The organism is Weeksella virosa DSM 16922, from assembly GCF_000189415.1.
GTDB classification, from domain to species: domain Bacteria; phylum Bacteroidota; class Bacteroidia; order Flavobacteriales; family Weeksellaceae; genus Weeksella; species Weeksella virosa.
Map to the genome: position 1 here is coordinate 2005045 of NC_015144.1, position 19444 is coordinate 2024488.

The 19444-nt window shown below is 35.6% G+C and carries 17 protein-coding genes; 11 read left to right on the forward strand and 6 right to left on the reverse strand.

The features are described from left to right. Positions 1-9: 9 nt before the first annotated feature. Positions 10-843 carry a 1,4-dihydroxy-2-naphthoyl-CoA synthase gene (locus WEEVI_RS09625; protein WP_013598950.1) on the forward strand — a complete coding sequence of 278 codons (834 nt, stop codon included), beginning with the start codon at positions 10-12 and terminating at the stop codon, positions 841-843. Between the two features lie 118 nt (positions 844-961). Here the strand turns inward: WEEVI_RS09625 and WEEVI_RS09630 are convergent, their stop codons facing one another. After that, the gene (locus WEEVI_RS09630) at positions 962-2671 is read right to left on the reverse strand and encodes an FG-GAP-like repeat-containing protein (protein WP_013598951.1); all 1710 of its coding nucleotides are present in this window, start codon (positions 2669-2671) and stop codon (positions 962-964) included. A gap of 274 nt (positions 2672-2945) precedes the next feature. Between WEEVI_RS09630 and WEEVI_RS09635 the strand changes: the two genes are divergently transcribed. The 7 genes from WEEVI_RS09635 to WEEVI_RS09660 all read left to right on the forward strand — a co-directional run bounded on the left by WEEVI_RS09635 (position 2946) and on the right by WEEVI_RS09660 (position 8940). Next, positions 2946-3182, forward strand: a complete 237-nt coding sequence (locus WEEVI_RS09635) for a hypothetical protein (RefSeq protein WP_013598952.1) — start codon at positions 2946-2948, stop codon at positions 3180-3182. A gap of 148 nt (positions 3183-3330) precedes the next feature. Continuing rightward, on the forward strand, positions 3331-4038 hold the full coding sequence (locus tag WEEVI_RS09640) for a DsbA family oxidoreductase (protein ID WP_013598953.1): 708 nt from the start codon (positions 3331-3333) through the stop codon (positions 4036-4038). A gap of 146 nt (positions 4039-4184) precedes the next feature. Continuing rightward, positions 4185-5993: a 3-hydroxyacyl-CoA dehydrogenase gene (locus WEEVI_RS11580; RefSeq protein ID WP_013598954.1), complete on the forward strand. Its 1809-nt coding sequence runs from the start codon at positions 4185-4187 to the stop codon at positions 5991-5993. 550 nt (positions 5994-6543) lie between these two features. Then, the gene (locus tag WEEVI_RS09650; protein ID WP_013598955.1) at positions 6544-7275 is read left to right on the forward strand and encodes a slipin family protein; all 732 of its coding nucleotides are present in this window, start codon (positions 6544-6546) and stop codon (positions 7273-7275) included. A gap of 215 nt (positions 7276-7490) precedes the next feature. Beyond that, positions 7491-7883: an alpha/beta fold hydrolase gene (locus tag WEEVI_RS11410; protein WP_197718581.1), complete on the forward strand. Its 393-nt coding sequence runs from the start codon at positions 7491-7493 to the stop codon at positions 7881-7883. A gap of 58 nt (positions 7884-7941) precedes the next feature. After that, a complete protein-coding gene (locus tag WEEVI_RS11415) occupies positions 7942-8148 on the forward strand; it encodes a PhoPQ-activated protein PqaA family protein (protein ID WP_260181954.1) in 207 nt (68 codons plus the stop codon). Positions 8149-8328: 180 nt separating this feature from the next. Further along, positions 8329-8940, forward strand: a complete 612-nt coding sequence (locus WEEVI_RS09660) for a trimeric intracellular cation channel family protein (RefSeq protein WP_013598956.1) — start codon at positions 8329-8331, stop codon at positions 8938-8940. Positions 8941-9022: 82 nt separating this feature from the next. Here WEEVI_RS09660 and dnaJ read toward each other — a convergent pair whose 3' ends face one another. From dnaJ to WEEVI_RS09680, 4 genes are all read right to left on the reverse strand, one after another. Then, on the reverse strand, positions 9023-10120 hold the full coding sequence (gene dnaJ, locus WEEVI_RS09665; RefSeq protein ID WP_013598957.1) for a molecular chaperone DnaJ: 1098 nt from the start codon (positions 10118-10120) through the stop codon (positions 9023-9025). Between the two features lie 10 nt (positions 10121-10130). Then, on the reverse strand, positions 10131-10676 hold the full coding sequence (locus WEEVI_RS09670) for a nucleotide exchange factor GrpE (protein WP_013598958.1): 546 nt from the start codon (positions 10674-10676) through the stop codon (positions 10131-10133). A gap of 120 nt (positions 10677-10796) precedes the next feature. Beyond that, positions 10797-13226 (reverse strand): TonB-dependent receptor plug domain-containing protein, encoded by a 2430-nt coding sequence (locus WEEVI_RS09675; RefSeq protein WP_013598959.1) that lies wholly within the window; start codon positions 13224-13226, stop codon positions 10797-10799. Further along, positions 13174-14874 carry a M23 family metallopeptidase gene (locus WEEVI_RS09680; protein WP_013598960.1) on the reverse strand — a complete coding sequence of 567 codons (1701 nt, stop codon included), beginning with the start codon at positions 14872-14874 and terminating at the stop codon, positions 13174-13176. The genes WEEVI_RS09675 and WEEVI_RS09680 overlap by 53 nt, the downstream gene beginning before the upstream one ends. A gap of 259 nt (positions 14875-15133) precedes the next feature. Between WEEVI_RS09680 and WEEVI_RS09685 the strand changes: the two genes are divergently transcribed. From WEEVI_RS09685 to rny, 3 genes are all read left to right on the forward strand, one after another. Then, the gene (locus WEEVI_RS09685; RefSeq protein WP_013598961.1) at positions 15134-15433 is read left to right on the forward strand and encodes a hypothetical protein; all 300 of its coding nucleotides are present in this window, start codon (positions 15134-15136) and stop codon (positions 15431-15433) included. Beyond that, positions 15430-15723, forward strand: a complete 294-nt coding sequence (locus WEEVI_RS09690; protein ID WP_013598962.1) for a cell division protein ZapA — start codon at positions 15430-15432, stop codon at positions 15721-15723. The genes WEEVI_RS09685 and WEEVI_RS09690 overlap by 4 nt, the downstream gene beginning before the upstream one ends. A gap of 259 nt (positions 15724-15982) precedes the next feature. Continuing rightward, complete coding sequence (rny, locus tag WEEVI_RS09695) at positions 15983-17545, forward strand: ribonuclease Y (protein WP_013598963.1); 1563 nt, start codon at positions 15983-15985, stop codon at positions 17543-17545. A gap of 79 nt (positions 17546-17624) precedes the next feature. On the opposite strand, the gene WEEVI_RS09700 is transcribed toward rny, so the two are convergent. After that, on the reverse strand, positions 17625-19400 hold the full coding sequence (locus tag WEEVI_RS09700; protein ID WP_013598964.1) for an aminopeptidase P family protein: 1776 nt from the start codon (positions 19398-19400) through the stop codon (positions 17625-17627). Positions 19401-19444: the final 44 nt, after the last annotated feature.

A 19444-nucleotide genomic window follows, 5' to 3' on the forward strand; every position in this document is an offset into this window, starting at 1 on the left:
ACATATTATATGAACACAATAAATTGGCAAACTGTAAAGGAATATGAAGATATCACGTTCAAGAAATGTGATGGTGTTATGCGAATTGCTTTTAATCGTCCGGAGGTTCGAAATGCTTTTCGACCAAAAACTGTTTTCGAATTGTTAGATGCTTTTCAATTGGCAGAAGAAGATCGAGAAGTTGGTGTAATTTTACTCACTGGCGAGGGACCATCGCCAAAAGATGGAGGATGGGCTTTTTGCTCTGGAGGTGATCAACGTGTTCGTGGTAAGAAAGGCTATGAAGGAAGCGATGGTATAGGACGTTTGAACATTCTAGAAGTTCAGCGCCTTATTCGGTTTTCGACCAAAGTAGTTGTTGCGGTGGTAAATGGTTGGGCTGTTGGTGGTGGACACTCGCTACATGTGGTTTGTGATATGACTTTGGCTTCTAAAGAGCACGGAATCTTTAAACAAACAGATGCCGATGTTGCGAGTTTTGATGCAGGTTATGGTTCGGCATATTTAGCCAGACAAGTTGGGCAAAAAAGAGCACGAGAAATATTTTTCCTTGGGATGGATTATTCTGCACAAGAAGCATACGATATGGGGATGGTAAACTTGGTAGTACCACACGATGAGCTAGAACAAGTTGCTTTTGACTGGGCTCAGGAAATATTAACCAAATCGCCAACAGCTATAAAAATGTTGAAATATGCATTCAACTTAATAGATGATGGTTTGGTCGGACAGCAAATATTCGCTGGAGAAACAACACGTTTTGCTTATGGAACTGAAGAAGCAGAAGAAGGAAGAAATGCATTTTTAGAAAAAAGAAAACGTGATTTTTCTAAATTCAGATAATTTCTCATCTCTACACTTGAGGATGAAAATAAAATAGCGACGTGCGAATGTCGCTATTTTATTTTCGGTTCGACTTTTTTTTTCTATCGATTGTAGAGTCTTTTTTCTGACAAAAAAATTATTTCTTTATAATCTTTTTTGTAAATGTTTTATCATCAATTTTTACTTTTAGGATATACATACCGTTTTCTAGGTCAGAAATATCTATAGATTTATCATTATTCATTTTTATCATTATTTTAGAACCTTGTAAATCATATAAGTTGACTGATGTAATGTTCTGTGCCTCAATGTATATTTTTTCTGATGATGGATTAGGATATACTTTTATCTGATGAGATTTTCCTATGTTCGATATTGAGAGATTTTCTTTAGAAGATGCAGAAAAGCTAAACGATGAATCTATAGATTTCACACTCCAATAAATATTTTCATGATTATCATCTAGCTCTAAAAACCATGACGGAGTCGTAACTATATATTTTGCTATATCATGTGATCCAGATGAAGAACCAACGTTTATTTCGTATCTTAATGCTTTGGTAGGTGTTTTATCATCGGTTGCACCCTCCCAAGAGAAATAGTATTTATTATTATTTTTTTCAAGGTATAAGTTTGTTGGTGGAGTAGGTGGTAGATTTTTTTCGGCAGAGGTGTTCTCAAATAATTTGTTCAAGGAAGGCATATCGGGATCAGACCAGTCAAAGCCAGACATCAACACATCCAAATGATTGTCATTGTTGAAATCAAATAAACGTATTGTTCCATTGCTTCCCAAATTGTATAAACCTGTATCCAAAGCTTTATTAAAATTTTCTTCATCGGGGTAGTAAATAAATATTTTTACATGACCTTCATAATTATCATCGTTCCCGATTATGATAAAGTCATAGTATCCATCGTTATTCAAGTCACCAACATCAACGCTAGCTCCATTTAATCCTTCGTCATTGATAACGGTTGGAGTGAAAAAACCATTGCCATCATTCCACAAAACAGATAAATATTCGTTCGAGTCCTCATCTGTACCTGTAACAACTAAATCTAAAAAACCATCTGCATTGAAATCAGCATATGCTAATTTCCCGTCAATTATACCATTTAGTTTCTGAGAAATCTCTAATGTGCCTTGATTGTTTTTATAGATAGTGAAGGTTGGCTCTTGGTTTTCATCATAGCCGAATACTGCAGCATCGAGAAAATTATCGTTGTTGAGGTCAAGAATTTTGAAACTTCCGTTTTGTGTTCCTGGTAACCAACCATGTTCTATGTTAAAGTCTTTGCCAGTATTGGTATATAAATCTAGTTTATACACAAAGCCTTTACCATCAATAAACTGTACTCCATTTATTGCATAATCTTGTTTTCCGTCATGATTGAAGTCAAACACTTCTATAGACCCATATATTTTTCCAGGAATATTTTTTATCATCTCAAAGCCATTGCCGTTGTTGCGAAATCTATATTGTTGATAATTCACTATATCTCTATAACTGAGACCTGTTGATACAACATCTAACAATCCATCATTATCAAAATCTATAAACTTAATATCACCCAAATGTGTAGAGTTATCACCCAATTCACCATAAAGTTCGAAAACTCCATTGTTATTTCGGTAAATCTCATTATGTGTCTTATCCACATCACCGCTCATATCACTGTCAATTGCTCCGTTCATAATTACGTCCAGAAATCCATCTCCATCAAAATCACCTATATCAGCTGAAGAATAATAATAATTTTTTAGATTAGTATTGACTTCGGTAAACATTTGTGCTTTCATCCCAAAAGGCAAAAGAACCAAAAGAGGAAAAACTTTTTTCATAATCATTATTTTTAATTAGTTTAAATAAAATATAAAAATAACACAAGAATAACTTTCAATAAGAATTTCTAGACCTAATATTTGTCATTCAAGCAAATGTAGTAGAATCTTCTAACTAGTAAAACTGTAGAGTAAGAGTTAATTACAGATAAAAAAATATTAATTTAAGTAGCAATAATAAAAAGCTTTTTCATTAAACTCTATAAAAAATAATGGTAATGGTACAGATTATGTAGAAGGCATATCAAGAATAAGTATTATAAATAGTTGCACTATGAAAATTTGGATAAGAATTATTGGGTTTGTATTTATAGCTTCAATGTTTTCGGCTTGCACCGTTCATCATCATTATGACTCGAAACCGAAAAAACACAAATCAATGCCACCGGGACAAAAGAAAAAAGTATACGGGACAAAATCTGCTAAACCTTTTGCACCTGGTCATCAAAAAAAGTACAAAGTAAAACCTCCTCATAAAAAAGTAAAACCACCTCACAAAAAACGTCCTTAAGAATCATCAAATTAATTTTGCTAAAGTTTTATTAGTAAAATATTTGTAATTCAACGAAATACGTACGTTTTTTTGAGCAAGATTTGTATTTTATTATCAGTAAATTTATAAAGTAAAAAGAATTAAAAAAATAAAGAACAAAATAGTTATGAAGATAGAAATCTGGAGCGATATCATGTGTCCATTTTGCTATATTGGCAAACGTAATTTCGAAATAGCATTAGAAAAATTCAAAGATAAAAATCACGTACAAGTCGAATGGAAAAGTTTCCAATTGGATCCCAACTTACCAGATATCGCAGCTGATTCGCAAGCCGATTATTTAGCGAAAAGAAAAGGAATGTCTATAGAACAGGTCGAGGGACTGTTGCAACATGTAACACAATCGGCAAAAGCTGTTGGCCTAGATTATCAGCTGGATAAAGCAATAATGGTAAACTCTTTCAAAGCGCATAGACTAATCCAGAAGGCCAAAGAAAAAAATATAGGAGATAAAGCAGAAGAAGTTTTTTTTCAGGCTTTTTTCATCGACTCTAAAAACATTGCTGACCTCGAGGTTCTTTCGCAATTAGGTAAAAAAATCGGATTATCGCCAACCGAAATAGATGAAGCTTTATCCGATGATCGTTTTGCCTATTTGGTGAATCAAGATATACAAGAAGCTCAGAATTTAGGTATAAACGGTGTGCCTTTCTTTGTGTTCGATCGCAAAAACGGTATTTCTGGTGCTCAGCCACCGCAAGCATTTGTCCAAACACTAGAAAAAGCATTCGCCGAATGGCGAGAAAAAAACCCAGAAACCAAACTCGAGATTTCTACTGGAGAACAATGTTCTATCGATGGTAATTGTGAATAGGTTTTATACAAGAAATATCAATAAAAAAATCTTTACAGGCTTTTGTTTAATGGTTATTTAATATTTAAAACTCTTCAAATCTTATCAAAAAGTAGTAAATTGATATTGAAATTGAAAATAATAATACTAAACGTTAGAATAAAAATATGGTAGGAAATATTAAAAATGTTACCGTAGCCGGTAGTGGAGTTTTAGGTTATCAGATTGCCTTTCAGACAGCTTTTCATGGATTTCATGTTACGGTTTATGATATTAGTGAAGAAATTTTAGACAAAGCAAAAGCTAAATTCGAGGAGTTAGCCAAAAATTTTAGAGCAGATTTGCAGGCAACGGATGAGCAAATAAAAACAGCGAAAGAAAATATAGAATATTCATCCGATTTGAGGAAAGCAATAGAAAATGCCGATTTACTCATCGAATCTATACCGGAAAATATTCAGATCAAAACAGAGTTTTATCAGCAGTTGGCAAAAATTGCACCAGAGAAAACAATCTTTGTGAGTAATTCGTCTACTTTATTACCGAGCCAGTTCGCAGCATATACAGGAAGACCCGAAAAGTTTCTCAATCTCCATTTTGCTAATCGGATATGGCTTCATAATACTGCCGAAATTATGTCACATTCTACAACACAAGAAGAAGTGCGAAAAGAAATCGAGCAATTTGCAAAAAACATCGGGATGGTTCCGATTGTTGTGAGAAAAGAAGTACCAGGTTATGTTCTCAATTCAATGCTCAGTCCGTTTCTTAGTGCAGCCTTGCAGTTGTGGTTAGGCCAATTTACTACAGCAGAATATATCGATAAAGCTTGGATGAAAGGCACAGGTGCACCAACCGGTCCGATGGCTTTGTACGATATTATTGGACTTACAACGCCATACAATATATATAAATTACAGGTCGAACAAGGTAAAAAAGATGATCAAAAAGTAGTGGATATCCTCGAGAAAACATTTATCAAACCCAACAAACTAGGAGTTTCTACAGGGGAGGGGTTTTATACATATCCTAATGCTGCATGGCAACAAGAAGATTTTTTAGCTGTCCCGAAAGCCGATTTGTCTAAAATAAAAATCAAAAAAGTAGTCATCGCCGGAAGTGGAATTTTAGGTTTGCAAATTGCAGCACAAGCAGCTTTTTATGGATTCGATACCGTAATTTATGATTTGAAAGAAGAAGCACTGAAAGAAGCACAAACACGTTTCGAGCCTTTATTGTTAGAATACCAAAAATATTTGCAGGCAAACGAAAAGCAGATCGAGCAAACAAGATTAAATCTAGAGTTTAGTCATGATTTAGAAAAAGCACTACAAGACGCAGACTTATTGATAGAATCTATCCCAGAAAGTTTAGAAATCAAAGAAAGTTTTTGGATAGAAGTTTCGAAATATGCTCCTGAGAAAACCATTTTTGCAAGCAATTCATCAACCTTGTTGCCGAGTCGTATTAAAGATTTTACTGGGCGTGCCGATCGGTATATTCATTTGCATTTTGCTAATCATATTTTGGTGAGAAATATAGCAGAAATAATGGGTTCGAGCGATACAAGTCCAGAGATTTTTACCAAGATGGTAGAATTTGCCAAAGCAATCAATATGTTACCTATAGAGCTAAAAAAAGAAAGAGCAGGCTATGTCCTCAATTCACTTTTGGTTCCTCTTTTAGTTGCAGGGCTTAGTTTGTGGGCGAATGATGTAGCTGACCCAGAAACGATTGATAAAACATGGATGATTGCGACAGGTGCTCCAATTGGTCCTATGGCAATTCTGGATATCACCGGAATGAATACCAATTATAACGTTCTGAAAAATAATCCCGCCGAATTTATGCATAAGCTTGCCCATAAATTGAAAATCGAGTTTATTGACAAAGGAAATTTGGGACAACAATCGGGGAAAGGATTCTATGAGTACCCGAATCCGGCATGGCAACAAGAAAATTTTCTGAAAGCTTAAATATTAATAGATAATGCACTGGGAAGCACGTTTTCTAGTGCATTATTTTTTTGGTAAAAAAATAGAAAGCGAGCGCTATTTGTAAAACAAATTATGAAACTTCTAAAAGTTCATCACCGAAAATATATCTACCAAATCAATCGTACAATATATAGATTATACATTTTCTCTTAAAAAAACTTGTACAATTCAGTACTTAGTATTGAGAAGTATTATATTTGGTATAAAATTTGTGTTTCGAAAGAACTTTATAAGTTAGATCAAGAAAAAACAATATAAAATAACCGCCACCTGTTTCTATAAACTATAGGACCAGCAAATAAAAAACAGGGTATTGCGGAGCTTGGTTCTATGCGGGTTCGATTCCCAATTCGCGTGGTCGCAGGGCATTTTGCCATATACAACAATGTTGAATAGGGAAGAGTGGACAGTTTCGTCCATCGGGAAAAAGTTTGCAAATTGTAGGATACCGTCGGGCTTCTCGACTCAATACAATTTCCCTTGATTTCGATTTCTTCCCTTATTTATTAATTTTATAATCATAGAAAAGATGTCAATATTTAGAAAGAAATATGAAGTAAAACCAAATACAACAGGTTTTTTTTACCGTAATCATCAATACGAAAAAACGTTGCAAGCTGGGATTTACAAATTTTGGGATTTGAATAATGAAACACAAGTATATATTTTGCCCAATACTCCAAAATTATTAACAATAACCAACCAAGAAGTACTAACAAAAGATAATGTTGCTCTTCGTTTTTCTTTTTATGTTTGGTATATTGTGGAAGATGGAAAAAAATTTCTAGATAGTTTTGCACTCGATCGTCCTATGGAAGAAGTATGGTACGAAGCAGAAAATAAAATTCATAGCATAGTACAACTAGAATTGCGCAATAGAATTGCGGCCTTGGACAGTGAAAGTGTAAATGAGCAAAGGATGGAATTTTCGGATTTCAAAACGAAAGAAATAGAGGAAGAAATTGCGCAATTTGGTATAAGAATAGAAGAAGCTAATCTACGAGATATTACTTTCCCGAGAAACATTCAACAATTATTTGCCAAACATCTCGAGTCGAAAATTCGTGCAAAAGCTGATTTAGAAAATGCCCGTACAACGGTAGCAACTGCCCGTGCATTGAAGAATGCTGCTGACTTGATGAAAGATCATGAGAATATAAAATTCTTCCAACTACTAGAAACATATACCAAAATTGCCGAAAACGGGAAACATACCTTTGTACTTGGTGATTTGAAAGACTGGACAAAAAAATCGGATTAGAATTTTAATCGAGTTTTATACATTAGTGTGATAAACAAAGCAAGAATGCATCATCCTAAGAAGTGGATACATTCTTGCTTTTTGTTAACCCTAAAATATTGCCTGTAAAATGATACAACAGATCAATTTGGATAAAAACGCACAAAAAAAATAGCAACAGATCCTAATCGTTCTACAATAATTTTTCTGCACGATTCTCTAGGCTGCATTACATTATGGCGAGATTTCCAGAAAAAATCGGGAAGATGACCAACTGTAATGTTTTGATGTATGATCGTTTCGGATATGGACAATCGGCAGGATTTCTAACAGAAAAAAGAGATCAAAACTATCTGGAAAAGGAAGCAGATTTATTGATTTCGCTTCTAGATTATTCGAGGCTCGATCTGGTCTATTTATTTGGTCACAGTGATGGATCATCAATTTTACTCATCGCCGCAGGAAAATATCCAGATAGAATAAAAGGAATTGCGGTTGTCGGTGCGCATGTTTTTGTTGAAACAATCACTATAGGAGGCATTATCAAAGCAAAAGAATCGTACAAAACGACTAGTCTAAAACAAAAATTAGAAAAATATCACGGCAATAAAAACAGATGCTTTATTTAGGTCTTGGACAGAAACTAGGACCAATAAAAATTTCCAAACATGGAATATAGAAGTATTCCTGAAGAAAATTACGTGTCCAACTTTAGTCATACAAGGAGAATTAGACGAATTTGGATCCATGAAGCAGGTGAAAAAAATTGTAGAAAATGTTTCTGGTGAAAGCTCTGTTCTTATTGTTCCTAATGCATCACACACTTCTTATAAAGATAATCCAGAAATGGTGCTAGAAAAATCTGTAGAATTTTTTAATTCGATTATAAAATGAACTATTTCTGATCAGTATTTCATTTCTACAATGTAGATTACAAAATTTTTTTAAGAGAATTCCACTGCAAGATTGCTTATAAAGATTTATTTAATGATTGGATAGAAAAATATATAAGGAATGAAGATGAATTAATAATTTTGTAGATCAATTTATCAAGCAAAAACAAAATGAAGTGCAATGGGAATTCAGTACTATTTTGAGATTTTTGGTATATTTTTTTACGGAATTTCAGGTGCCTTAGCAGCCGATGAAAAGTCTGGTAAAGATTGGTTCGGAGTAACTTTTACAGCTTTTGTTACAGCCATCGGAGGCGGAACAATTCGAGATGTATTGTTGGGATCATTCCCAATTTCTTGGATAAAAGACGTCAATATGCTCTACGCAGTTATGCTTGGTATTATCATGGCTGCACTTTTCTATAAATTCTTTTTGAAGTTACGCAAAACTTTCATGTTGTTTGATACTTTGGGAATAGCATTGTTTACGATCGTTGGTGTAGAGAAGGCACTGAACTTGGGTGTAAGTCCAATTGTAGCAATCATTATGGGTATGTTTACCGCAATAATGGGAGGCGTAATTAGAGATATGATGATCAATGAAATACCGGTTGTTTTCCGGAAAGAGATTTACGCTTCTGCTTGTTTAATGGGAGCAATTATTTATGTGATTTTAGAATTTTTTGATATCAGTAGGAATATTACCTTCTTTGTTTCAGGTGGAGTAATTGTAGTAATAAGAATGTTGGCAGTACAATACAATTTAACTGTGCCAAAATTTACAAGACATTAAAACCTTATCATCCAGAAGAAAACTAAAGAGAAATATAGTGTAAAAAAAAATCCACTCCCAAGGGAGTGGATTTTTTTTATATTTAATTAAACATTTCTTTCACACGATCGAAAAACGATTTATTTTGTTTCTCAGGGTCAGGAGAAAAATGCTTATCATCTCGCATTTTATCGAAAAATTGTTCTTGCTCTTTGGTTATTTTTTCGGGTGTCCATAGATTTACATGTACGAATAGATCGCCTTTTCCATAACCGTTGACATCAGGTAAACCTTGCCCTTTTAAGCGTAGAACTTTTCCAGATTGTGTACCTTTATCAATTTTTATTTTCACTTTTCCGTTTACTGTAGGCACTTCTTTAGATCCACCTAAAATAGCATCTGGTATAGAGATATACAAATCATAATGTAAATTATTACCATCTCTTTTTAATTTATCATGTTCGATTTCTTCGATCACAACAATCAAATCACCAGGGATTCCATCAAAAGGAGCGTCATTACCTTTCCCTCTTACTTGTAGCTGAATCCCATCACGAGCACCAGCAGGGATTTTTATGTCTAATGTTTCTTCTACCTTTATCAAACCTTGATTATTGGCTCCAGGTGGAATATGGTCTGCAACTTTTCCTATTCCTTGACATGTGTTGCAAGTTGTTGCGGTTTGCATTTGACCCAGAAACGTGTTGGTTACCCGTACCTGTTGTCCTGTTCCGTTACACGTCGGACAAGTTTTAGAAGTGGCTCCTTCGGCTTGCTTGAGTCGTTTTACTTTAATTTTTTTATCAACCCCATTAGCCATTTCTTCTAGATTGATTTTCACTCGGATGCGTAAATCTGTACCACGTACTCTTCGTGGTCCTCTAGATTGCCCACCAAATCCGCCAAAAATATCGCCGAAATGTGCGAATATATCTTCCATGTTCATCCCGCCACTTCTACCAAATCCGCCAGCACCACTCATGCCAGCATGCCCAAATTGGTCGTAGCGAGAACGTTTACTATCGTCACTCAACACTTCATATGCTTCTGCGGCTTCCTTAAATTTTTCTTCTGCTTCTTGGTCTCCAGGATTTTTATCGGGATGATATCGGATGGCTAACTTTCGGTATGCCTTTTTGATGGTATCTAACGTGGCTGTTTTATCAACGCCTAATACTTCGTAATAATCTCTCTTGCTCATTTCTTTTCTATTACATTCCTACAACAACTTTCGGGTATCGAATAACAACATCACTCAGCGTATAGCCAGTTTCGATGATATCGACAATCTTACCTTTCATTTCTTCTGATGCTGCTGGGATTTGAGTAACCGCCTCGTGAATATCGGTGCTGAAATTGTCTCCAACGTTCACTTCCATTGGCTTTAAACCTTTTTTACGGAGGATGTCTATAATTTTGAGGTGTATAAGTTCAACTCCTTTAAAGGTTGCTTCATCAGCCGTTTCTTCAATAGTAGGTAAAGCCCGCTGAAAATCATCCAAAACGGGTAATAATGCCAAAATGACTTCTTTATTGGCGGTTTTGGAGATTTCTATGCGTTCTTTGTTTGTGCGTTTCTTGTAGTTGTCAAACTCTGCAAATAATCGGAGATATTGGTCTTTTTCTTTTTGTAAAAGTTCATTGAAATGCTCTTCTGAAGATGTATTTTGTTTGGATGATTGTTCGGTTTGGCTATCTTGATTTTGATCTAAGATTTCTTCTTTTTCAAATTCTTGAGGGTTTGTATGCTCTGACATGTTTATTTTATTTTATGTGTTTGTAAAAATTTCAAATAGTCTGCCATTTCGATTTTCGTGACGATTTGTCATAAAACAAAACATCCTTCCGTAGAAGGATGTCATATTTGAGGGGAGTCGTTAAAATTTTATATTCATTTTAGCATTGAAAAAGCGTCCTGTTAATCGATTCGGAACCGAATAAACGTTTGTCGAATGAACGTCGCGTATCCAACTGTTACTTATTTCATTTCGGATATCGAAAATATTAAATACATCTAATCCTACCGAAACCTCTTTGAAATTTTGCCAGAAACTACTTCTTGGTAGTAGGTCTTTTTGGTTGATGAATTCTTTTACAAAACCAATATCTACCCTTTTATAATCATTGAGAGTTTCTTGATATTTGTACGGGTCTGAAAACTGTGGTGCACTCATTGGTAAACCAGCAGCATATACAAAATTTACGTTGACTTTGAATGAGGTGAGAATAGGCATATAGTCTTGGAAGAATGCTGAAACCTTGAATCTAGGATCGGTTGGCAATGGAATATCACCACGATTGTCGATGTTTTGATAAGCTCTTGCATAGGAAACCGAAAACCACGAATCTACACCTGGTACAAATTCACCGAACAAACGAGCGTCTATACCATAAGCATAACCTTCTGAATTGTTATTGGCTTGGTAACGAATGCGAACATTGTCTACGAAGTATGGATTAAGGTCATTGAAAAGTTTATAATATACCTCTGTGGTTAGTTTGAACGGACGGTCCATCATCTTAAATTCATAGTCATTGCCTAAGATAAAATGAATTGATTGTTGAGATTTTACTTCATCATTCAACGTACCATCTAAACGACGAACTTCTCTGTAGAATGGCGGTTGATAGTAAATACCAGTTGCAAAACGGAAAAGCATATCGGTATCCCAATCTGGTTTTACAGCAATTTGTGCACGCGGACTGATGTTGAGTTCCTCATTATAATCCCAGTATGTAGCACGAACACCTGCATTGATCATTACTTTGGCATTGCTCCAATTGAATTTTGTGGCATATTGGGCATAACCAGAAAAACGATTTGTTTTGAGGTGATTTTTAGCATTCACACTATAGTTTAGTTCTAAATTATTGGGTTGATTGGGAACAGAATATCCAACCGAATCTAAAACTTGCCATTCGCCTAATAGGTCTCGAATATCTTCTTGTTGATATTTCACACCCCATTCTATGGTATTATTTGGCGTTAATTTGTATTTTCCTTTGTGTTGCATTCCTGCTACAACTACATCAAAATTATTACGTGCATGATCTATCTGCGAGCCAACATCATAGGTTTGCGTCGGATTTCCGTCCGTGTCAACTTCAGAAATAAGATAAGCGCCTTGTATATCAAAGTATTCTTGTTCTTTCGAGTGGTAAGCAAATAAATCTACGGCTAAATCGAGTTTCTCATTTGCTTTGTAATTGAATTGTAAATTTCCGGTCTCTGTTTGGAATTTATCGTCTTCTTTTCCGTTATAGTGAATAGTGAGAAGGAGGGGATTCTCAAAACCGCCGAAATACGTATTTCGTGTATTAGGTTTCATTTCGTACCGAGATTTAGAAAATGTCCCTAAAAAATTTATATTCCACTTTTTGTTTAGTTGATAATTTATAAAAGATTGAATGTCATAGTATTGAGGGGTAAAATCTGTGTCGCCATCTAGGGTATTAAGGATGAGGTTTCTGTTTTGATAACGTCCACCTACAATTGCCGAAAGCTTTCTATCGCGAGTACCATGCCCAAGCGTTAAGCTTCCGCCCATCATGCTTGCCTCGAATTGGCCCTCGAATTGGGTGGGTTGTTTATAGATGATATCTAAAACAGATGACATTTTGTCTCCATATTTGGCTTCCCAACCACCTGCAGAGAAGTTGATATTTTGGGTCATGTTCGGGTTTACAAAACCTAGTCCTTCTTGTTCTCCAGAACGGATAAGTTGTGGGCGGTAAACTTCCATTCCGTTTACATAGACTAGATTTTCGTCATAATTTCCTCCACGTACCATATACTGTGAACTCAATTCTGTGTTAGAGCTTACATAGGGTAAGGTTTTTAGAATATCGGTTACTCCGCCTGTGAGGCTTGGACCTTCGGTCATTTGTTTTGCACTTAAGGCTACACTTTGCAAAGGCGTTGTTCTGCGTTGAAAGGTAATTTCTGCACCTTGTAATTCGATCCTCGATTTCGGGTCTTCAACCAATTTTACAAAAATTTCTTTGGTAAGATGATCACCTAATTTCAGGGTTTGTTTATACGGCAAACGACCGTCTGCGGTCACCGTGAAAACGACATCGGTATTGGATGGAATTTCGATAAGAAAGTTTCCGTCCATATCCGAATACACTTCCTGATCGCCAACCATGATCGCAACATCTTCTAAAGGTAAATGATTTTCATCGACTATTTTTCCTTTGATGTTAGCTGTTTGCGAAAACAGAGTGCTCGATATAAGAAAAACTCCTAAAGTGCTAAGAGCTCTTAGAGAAGTTAGCTGAGTAAGTTGCAATATTGTTTTTTTCATCCTGCACGGTTAATTCTATATTATGAGTGCCAATAGACACATTTTCTTTATTTAAATCTATACTGAGTAAATCATTTTTTTTATCGTAAACGGCTAAAATCCATTTTCCATCTACATAGGCTTTATATTCTTTTATCCCCGATTGATTATCTTTTATCCTAAATTTTATAAGGTAATTCGAGTTGCTAAATGTACTACCTTCTTTTATATTTAGTGGTGTAATGGTTGGTTTTGTAAGATCCAATTCTACCGAAAAATTACCAAAATCTCTTGGTTCGGCAATTAGATGTCCATTTTTCAGTTCTGTAGTGAGGTATTCTTTTCGCCAACTACCTCTTCTCATATATTGGCGTACGATAACTGCCTTGTCTAATTGTGCCACAGAAATAGATTCGGGTGGTCTCATTTTCATTGTATAACGCGTATGCAGAGGCGTATAATAGTCACCAACAAAATGCTTATCGTTTTCTTTTCGGTAGGATAACTGAAAATCGCTATAGAAAACACCTTGAGGAAAAAACAAGGCCATATCTTCTGTTACCAGTTCGTTTTCTTGATTCCAAAACATTGTTTCACCTTCTTTGTTTGGCTTTTCTTCCTCGAAAAGCGCTTTACCATTTACCCTGAAAGACTTACTAGTCTGATTCCCTGCATAATCCGAAACCACTATTCTTATAGTATAAAGTTTGTCTTCTAGGGTCAAGGTTCCGTATTCTTTCACATTAGAAAATAACCGTAAGGGATTTCCTTTTTCTATCGCTGATTGATATACCCAACTATTATTCTTTTGTATATCCTCGTAATCGCATACCGAGTTTATAGCTCTCGTTTCATCAAAAGCTAAACGTTCTGCCGTGAAACCATAAATTTGCTCATTATCTACAAAAATCGATATCTGATATGTGCCGTTATTATTATGTGCTCCATTGTGTCGGTCATACGTTTTTACACCAAAACCTATTTTTCCAGTTGCATTTACAGTAGAGCCTGCTGACACCATAACTCTTGATTTTTTGCCGTTTACACTACCGTTTAGGGGGTAAACATACATAGCAGAAAGTTGCGGTTTTTGTGTGTCGGGAACATCGAAACCGAAAAAAAATGGATTGATAGGTTCTTCTGTTTTTGTATCCCGAATCTCGAAGTGTAAATGTGGTCCACCAGAACCTCCAGTGTTGCCACTCAAAGCAATTAAATCTCCTTGTTTTACTACAAGTTCATTAGGGTTTGGATAAATTTCTACAGCAAATTTTTCTTGTTGATATTGATGTTTCCTAACAAATTCATCAATATGAGAATGAAAACTTTGCAAGTGAGCATATACGGTTGTGTATCCGTTCGGATGATCGATATACAGAGCGTTACCATAGCCTGTTGGTGAAACATTTATTCTCGATATGTATCCATCTCCGACAGCCAAAACTTTCAGGCCTTCTCGTTGTTGCGTTTTAATATCTAAGCCAGAATGAAAGTGGTTTGTACGTAATTCTCCAAAGTTTCCAGAAAGGTAATTGGTAATGGTTAATGGATTGATAAAATCACCCTTAGGATAAGAGTCAGAAGGTGGAAAAGCTTCTTTTTGTCCGAAAACAAAACCCAAACCCAAAAGAGTTGTCAACACAAATACTTTTCTGTAATTTAGTTTCATAAGATGTTGTCTAAATTTGTTAGTCGGATAGCAAATATAAAAATATTGTTAAAACATTCGATTATTTCAGGTATAAACCTAAAGAAAATATAGTTAGTATGATGGATAGTTTGAGTTGGAAAAAGATAAAGAATATACGTGAAAATGTTTTAAATCGAAATAAATAAGAAGAAATTTTAGAAAACGCAGTTTAAAAGTTGTACTCATATTAAAAAAAGTTTAAATTTGCATACAGAGCTAGAACAAAACCAAACTCTCAATGGGGAATAAAACTTTAGGATTCAGAGATTTAGAAGCTAAAATTATAGCCCTTGTTGAGCGTTATGAAAATATACGATCAGAGCGTGATTCTTTACAGGAAGAAATTGATTTGCTGAAAGAGAAACTAAAAGAAACACGAACAGAAAATATCGCCTTATCAGACCAAGTGACTCATCTAAAGATGATGAACGCCATGGGAGGGAATCAGGAGTATAAAAAGCTAATGAAACTCCGGATGAATAAATTGATAAAAGAAGTAGATGCATGTATTGCTCAAATAAAAAATAGACAATCATGAGTACGCAGCGTATAAAATTAACCATTTCTGGGCGACAATATCCCCTGACGATTCTCTTAGAAGATGAAGAGATTGCTCGGTTAGCTGCAAAAGAAATAAATGATACGTTGAAGTTGTTTGAAGAAGAGTATGCAGTATCTGATAAACAAGACGGATTGGCTATGGCATTGATACAATATGCGATAAAAGATTTCAAAACAAGACGAGAAGCTAAAAATGTAGAAGCTATTCCTCACCATCGAATAGATGAATTGGTAGAAAGAATAGACGAAACTTTGGCAAACAAATAATAAACAAACGAGAAGTTCTTTTTGCACTACGGTGCAACCGATATTCCTACATTAGTTCTAGCAATTTGGTTAACTCAACACTTATTATGTTACCGAGTGAACACCGTCCGGAAAGCGGGCCGCAACCTTAGGGTACAATTTTATATTGACAGCGGATTATTGACTGGCGGACTAACTCAAATCCTGTTTTCAGGAGTTAACGCAATTAGATGACTAATGTAGGTTTTTTTTTTATTTATATCAGAAACTATAAACAACTATGGAAGTATTAATTGGCGTAATTGCTTTATTGGTCGGTGCTGCAATAGGATACTTTTTATCGAAAAAATCAGTTGATAAAGAGAATCAATTACTCATCGAACAAGCAAAACAGCAAGCCGATGCTTTAATTAAAGAAGCACAAAAAGAAGGAGAAAACATTAAGAAAGAGAAGATTTTTCAGGCAAAAGAGAAATTTTTAGAATTAAAGTCAAAACACGAAGAGTCGGTAAATCAGCGCGAAAGAAAAATTGCTGATCAAGAATTCAGACTAAAAGAACGCGAAGACCGTGTAAAGAGTGATTTAGCCGAAGTGCAAAAAGCTAAAGATGGCTTGAAAGCTGAGCAAGGAAACATCAAAGCACGCACAGAAAAGCTGAATATTCGACAACGAGAGGTAGACTCTATGCACAAAAAACAAGTAGAAACATTAGAGAAAATTTCTCATTTTTCTGCAGATGAAGCACGTGCAGAGTTGATGGAAATTCTGAAAGACGAAGCCAAAACTAAAGCTCAGGCTCATATTCAGGAAATAATGGAAGAAGCCGAGTTGAACGCTAGAAATGAAGCAAGAAAAATTGTTATACAAGCAATTCAAAGAATCGGAACAGAACAAGCAATCGAAAACGCAGTATCTGTTTTCAATATAGAATCGGACGAAATAAAAGGTAGAATTATTGGGCGAGAAGGTAGAAATATTCGTGCACTAGAAGCTGCTACAGGTGTAGAAATTATCGTAGACGACACACCAGAGGCAATTATATTATCATGTTTTGATCCTGTTCGACGAGAAATTGCTCGCCTGTCACTGCACCGATTAGTGACCGATGGTCGTATACATCCTGCACGCATCGAAGAAGTAGTTGCCAAAACAACAAAACAAATCGAGGATGAAATTATCGAGGTAGGAAAGAAAACAATTCTCGACCTAGGTATCCATGGATTACACAAAGATTTGGTTCGCATAATAGGTAGGATGAAATACCGTTCTTCGTATGGGCAGAATTTGCTGCAACACTCTAGAGAAGTAGCTCATATTGCCGGAACACTAGCCGCAGAACTAGGTCTGAATGCAAAACTAGCAAAACGAGCAGGTTTATTGCATGATATTGGGAAAGTTCCGGAGCAAGAGTCAGAAATGCCTCACGCAATTTTAGGAATGCAATGGGCAGAAAAATATGGAGAGAATGCAGACGTTGTGAATGCAATTGGTGCTCACCACGATGAAATAGAAATGACATCATTAATTGCACCAATCGTACAGGTGGCCGATGCTATTTCAGGTGCTAGACCTGGAGCACGTCGTCAAGTATTAGAATCTTACATTCAACGATTAAAAGATCTAGAAACTACTGCATTGAATTTTGATGGAGTAGAAAAAGCATATGCTATACAAGCCGGTAGAGAATTACGTGTAATGGTCGAAAGTGAAAAAGTTGATGATGCCAAAGCAGCTGAGTTGTCGTTTTTGATTTCGGATAAAATCCAAAATGAAATGACGTATCCAGGGCAAGTACGCGTAACTGTAATACGTGAAACACGTGCTGTAAACATTGCGCGCTAAAGAAACAAAAAAAAACAATGCTATAAAAAATCCGATTCAAAAATGAATCGGATTTTATTATACCAATAAACTTAATTTTTTATAAAGTTTTACACTTTTCTTTTAACCAAGATTTTTCATCTTCGCTAAGATTCGGACTTAAACGATCATACACCATTTGATGATAATTATTTAGCCATTCTTTTTCAGAATCTGTAAATAACGTCCTGTCAATCAGGTTGGTATCAATAGGGAAGAGCGTCAAAGTCTCGAACTCATAAAAAATTCCGAAAGATGTTTTCTCAGTTTTTCGAACCAAAATAAGATTTTCAATTCGGATACCATATTCGCCATCACGGTACATTCCGGGTTCGTTAGACACAATCATACCTTCTTGTAAAACGGTAGGATTTTCATCGGTACGGATATTTTGTGGTCCTTCATGTACACATAAATAATGCCCAACACCGTGACCTGTTCCGTGCCCGAAATTTAGATTATTTTGCCATAAAAATTGTCTTGCCAAAACGTCGAGCTGCGAACCTCGTGTATTATGCGGAAATTTTGCACAAGAAAGTGCAATCATACCCTTCAAAACTAAAGTATAATCTTTTCTCTCTTTTTCGGTCGGCTCACCGAACTTCATGGTTCGGGTAATATCGGTTGTTCCATCTAAATATTGACCACCAGAATCAATCAACACCAAAGCATCTCTGCCCAAGAGGGCTGCTGTATCTTTTTTGGCACTGTAATGATTCATCGCGCCATTTGCTGCATAACCACAAATTGTCCCGAAGCTTGGTCCTTTTGCCAAATCTTGTCTTGCTCTGTATTTTAGCAACTCTTCACCTACGGTATACTCGGTTATAGACTTGTCGATGTTGTTTTCTAGCCAAATAAAAAATTGCGTTAATGCAACTCCATCTTTGATCATCGCCTGACGAATCCCTTCGATTTCGATTTCGTTTTTTATACTTTTAAGTAAAGTAATTGGCGATAAAGTTTCGATAACTTTTGCCGTGCTAGGAAGTGCTTCATACAAAGATTGATTCAAGCGGGTAGAATCAAAAAGCACTTTAGACTGTGCATCAAGCTGAGATAAAAAATCTGTAATCGATGAATATGGTTTTACCCAAACACCTATAGAGTCTAAATATTCTTTGGCTTTATTGTCGAGCTTTTGTTCGTCTATAAATAAATTTACCGAATTGTTTTCTACTACCGCATATGAAATTACCAAAGGATTGAAGTTTACATCGCTTCCGCGGATATTTAGTAGCCACGCAATTTCATCCAAACTTGCGATAACATAGATATTGGCATCTACTTTTTGCATTTCTGCTCGAACGTCTTTTAGCTTTTCTTGCGCAGATTTACCTGCATATTTTTCTTCATATATTTCTACAAGATTGTTTGGCAGTGCTGGGCGATCGGTCCAAATAACATCGATTAAATCAACAGATTGTATCGAAATATTTTTGCTTGATAAGCTTTTTTGGTAAGATGTAAATTGTTGATGCGTAAACATTTGAGGGTTTAAACCGAGTTTTTCGCCTTCTCTGAGTTCACTTTTCAACCAAGAAATAATATCGGGCGTGTCGGGCATGCGATCTTTCATTAAAGAAAAAGAAGTGCCAGCTAGTTGATTTTCGGCTTGGATGAAATAGCGAGAGTCGGTCCAAAGAGCTGCTTTATCCAAAGTGACTACAGCTGTACCAGCAGAACCTGTGAAACCTGCAATCCAATTTCTTTCTTGCCAATGTTTGGCTAAATATTCGCTTATATGTGGATCAGTTCCTGGAATAATGGTTGCGTGTACGCCGTTTTTTTTCATTTCTTCACGGAGAAGCGCTAAACGTTCTTTGTAAATATTCATTGTTAGAATGTTTAATTTTAAATGATTAGTATTTGAAGTAAATC

Bases quoted from the DNA above. Each gene is read 5' to 3' on its own strand.
- WEEVI_RS09685 (WP_013598961.1), top strand. From the start codon at position 15,134: ATGGGGAATAAAACTTTAGGATTCAGAGATTTAGAAGCTAAAATTATA.
- WEEVI_RS09630 (WP_013598951.1), bottom strand. From the start codon at position 2,671: ATGAAAAAAGTTTTTCCTCTTTTGGTTCTTTTGCCTTTTGGGATGAAA.
- WEEVI_RS09650 (WP_013598955.1), top strand. From the start codon at position 6,544: ATGTCAATATTTAGAAAGAAATATGAAGTAAAACCAAATACAACAGGT.
- WEEVI_RS09625 (WP_013598950.1), top strand. From the start codon at position 10: ATGAACACAATAAATTGGCAAACTGTAAAGGAATATGAAGATATCACG.
- WEEVI_RS11410 (WP_197718581.1), top strand. From the start codon at position 7,491: ATGGCGAGATTTCCAGAAAAAATCGGGAAGATGACCAACTGTAATGTT.
- WEEVI_RS09635 (WP_013598952.1), top strand. From the start codon at position 2,946: ATGAAAATTTGGATAAGAATTATTGGGTTTGTATTTATAGCTTCAATG.
- WEEVI_RS11580 (WP_013598954.1), top strand. From the start codon at position 4,185: ATGGTAGGAAATATTAAAAATGTTACCGTAGCCGGTAGTGGAGTTTTA.
- WEEVI_RS09700 (WP_013598964.1), bottom strand. From the start codon at position 19,400: ATGAATATTTACAAAGAACGTTTAGCGCTTCTCCGTGAAGAAATGAAA.
- WEEVI_RS09640 (WP_013598953.1), top strand. From the start codon at position 3,331: ATGAAGATAGAAATCTGGAGCGATATCATGTGTCCATTTTGCTATATT.
- dnaJ (WP_013598957.1), bottom strand. From the start codon at position 10,120: ATGAGCAAGAGAGATTATTACGAAGTATTAGGCGTTGATAAAACAGCC.
- WEEVI_RS09670 (WP_013598958.1), bottom strand. From the start codon at position 10,676: ATGTCAGAGCATACAAACCCTCAAGAATTTGAAAAAGAAGAAATCTTA.
- WEEVI_RS09675 (WP_013598959.1), bottom strand. From the start codon at position 13,226: ATGAAAAAAACAATATTGCAACTTACTCAGCTAACTTCTCTAAGAGCT.
- WEEVI_RS09690 (WP_013598962.1), top strand. From the start codon at position 15,430: ATGAGTACGCAGCGTATAAAATTAACCATTTCTGGGCGACAATATCCC.
- WEEVI_RS09660 (WP_013598956.1), top strand. From the start codon at position 8,329: ATGGGAATTCAGTACTATTTTGAGATTTTTGGTATATTTTTTTACGGA.
- rny (WP_013598963.1), top strand. From the start codon at position 15,983: ATGGAAGTATTAATTGGCGTAATTGCTTTATTGGTCGGTGCTGCAATA.
- WEEVI_RS09680 (WP_013598960.1), bottom strand. From the start codon at position 14,874: ATGAAACTAAATTACAGAAAAGTATTTGTGTTGACAACTCTTTTGGGT.